The organism is Corallococcus praedator, from assembly GCF_003612125.1.
Lineage (GTDB): Bacteria > Myxococcota > Myxococcia > Myxococcales > Myxococcaceae > Corallococcus > Corallococcus praedator.
On the sequence record NZ_RAWI01000723.1, the window covers coordinates 1 to 1859 of the forward strand.

Sequence of the window (1859 nt, forward strand, 5' to 3'; positions counted from 1 at the left end):
GGGGTGGGCCTCTCCAACATCGCCCGGGTGGCGGCGACGGGGGCGCACGGCGCGGCGGTGGTGTCGGATGCCCTGCTTGCCCAGGACATCGCCGAGCGGGTGAGGCAGCTGGCGGCCGCGTTTGACAGGGGCGCCCGGGGGACTAGCCTCGAAACAGGGTAGTACCTCCCACCATGAACCATCCGCCTCCGCGTCACCACGGGACGACCCCGCGTCGTCCCAACATCGGCCTCAGCCCGGACTGGGCGCAGCCGGCCGACTCCGCCTTTCCCCGCTACGAGCTGAAGGTGCCCTACGCGGAGGCGGTGCTGCGCGCGGGAGGCCTGCCCTTCGTGCTGCCGTACACGGACGACGCCTCCTGCGTGGACGCGTACCTGGAGCGCGTGTCGGGTATCGTGGTGACGGGGGGCGCGTTCGACATCCCTCCGTCCGCGTACGGCGAGGAGGTGCGCGAGGGCATGGGGCCGCTGAAGGAGGGCCGCACGGCCTTCGAGGCGCAGCTCATCCGGGGCGCGCTCAAGCGCAACCTGCCGGTGCTGGGCGTGTGCGGCGGCATGCAGCTGTTGTGCGTGGTGCTGGGCGGCACGCTGTTCCAGGACATCCTGCGGGAGGTGCCCGGCGCGCGCGACCACGAGCAGAAGCATGACCGGACCCAGCCGCAGCACCCGGTGGAGGTGAAGAACGGCACGCTGCTGGCGGAAGCCGTGGGCCACGGGCAGCTGATGGTGAACTCCACGCACCACCAGGCGGTGAACAAGCCGGGCACGGACGTGGTGGTGAGCGCGCTGTCGCCGGACGGCGTGGTGGAGGCCATCGAGTCCACCGCGCATTCCTTCGCGCTGGGTGTGCAGTGGCACCCGGAGCTGATGTTGAGCACCATCCCCGTGCACCTGGGCGTCTACAAGTCGCTGGTGCAGAAGGCGCGCGAGCACCGCCGGTGAGGCCGCGCGTCCTGCTGCTGGCGGGCCTGGAGCCCACGGGCAGGGCGGGCCTGCTGGCGGACGTGGCCGCGGTGCGGGCGCGCGGTGGTGACGCGGTGGCGGTGCCCACGGCCCAGACGGCGCAGGGGACGCACACCTTCGCCGTGGTGCCGGCGGCGCCCCGCATGCTGACGGCGCAGGTGACCGCGGCGCGCGAGTGGGGCGTGCTGCACGCGGTGAAGTGGGGCGTGGTGCCCGGGCCCTCGCAGCTGGCCACGGCGAGGGCCGCGCTCAAGGGCACCGACGCGTGGTGGGTGGTGGATCCGGTGGTGCGCTCGTCGCGAGGGCAGGTGCTGTCGCGCCTGTCGCCCCGGCACTACCTGGCGCTGGCGGGCCCGCGCGTGGTGGTGACGCCCAACCTGGACGAGGCGGGGTGGCTCCTGGGCCGGCCCGCGCCCGGCACGGTGGAAGAAGCGCAGGAGGCCGCGGAGGACCTCTGCCGCCTGGGCTTCGGCGTGGTGCTGGTGAAGGGCGGGCACCTGCCCGAGGGACAGGGGCTGGCGGACGTGCTGGCCTTCTCCGGCCGCATGCTGGTGATGCGGGGACGCCGGCTCAAGCGGCCCCCGGAGCGCCGGGGCACAGGGTGCAGGCTGGCCTCCGCGTTGGCGGCGGAGCTGGGCCGGGGCACGGGCCCGGAGGCCGCGGTCCGGGCCGCGCGCGAGCACGTCACGCGCTACCTGCGCACCGGCCGCGACTGAAGCGGGGGAGGGCAGGGCCCCGACACGGTCAGGGCGTCGTCAGTCACCCCGGGCGCGGCTTTCGAAGCGGGTGAACTCCGACAGGAACACCATGTCCACGGAGCCGATGGGGCCGTTTCGCTGCTTGGCGACGATGAGCTCCACGGGGATGACCGCGCCGCCTCCGCCACCACCCCCGCCG

Annotated in this window: 3 protein-coding genes and 1 pseudogene; 3 read left to right on the plus strand and 1 reads right to left on the minus strand. The window is 74.1% G+C overall.

What is annotated here, in order from left to right; all coding sequences use genetic code 11:
• The 3 genes and pseudogenes from D7Y13_RS41245 to thiD all read left to right on the plus strand — a co-directional run.
• Positions 1–162: pseudogene (locus D7Y13_RS41245) on the plus strand (thiamine phosphate synthase); the annotation flags it as partial.
• An 11-nt stretch (positions 163–173) separates the two neighbouring features.
• Positions 174–941, plus strand: coding sequence for a gamma-glutamyl-gamma-aminobutyrate hydrolase family protein (locus D7Y13_RS41250; protein ID WP_120538437.1), 768 nt, complete (start codon positions 174–176; stop codon positions 939–941).
• On the plus strand, positions 938–1678 hold the full coding sequence (gene thiD / locus D7Y13_RS41255; protein ID WP_120584125.1) for a bifunctional hydroxymethylpyrimidine kinase/phosphomethylpyrimidine kinase: 741 nt from the start codon (positions 938–940) through the stop codon (positions 1676–1678). The genes D7Y13_RS41250 and thiD overlap by 4 nt, the downstream gene beginning before the upstream one ends.
• A 39-nt stretch (positions 1679–1717) precedes the next feature.
• Here thiD and D7Y13_RS41260 read toward each other — a convergent pair.
• Positions 1718–1859 (minus strand): DnaB-like helicase C-terminal domain-containing protein (locus D7Y13_RS41260; RefSeq protein WP_279637185.1); only part of this gene is annotated, 142 nt, incomplete at its 5' end.

What these genes read in the sequence shown, in the direction of transcription:
- D7Y13_RS41250 (WP_120538437.1), top strand. Translation starts at nt 174, where the DNA reads ATGAACCATCCGCCTCCGCGTCACCACGGGACGACCCCGCGTCGTCCC.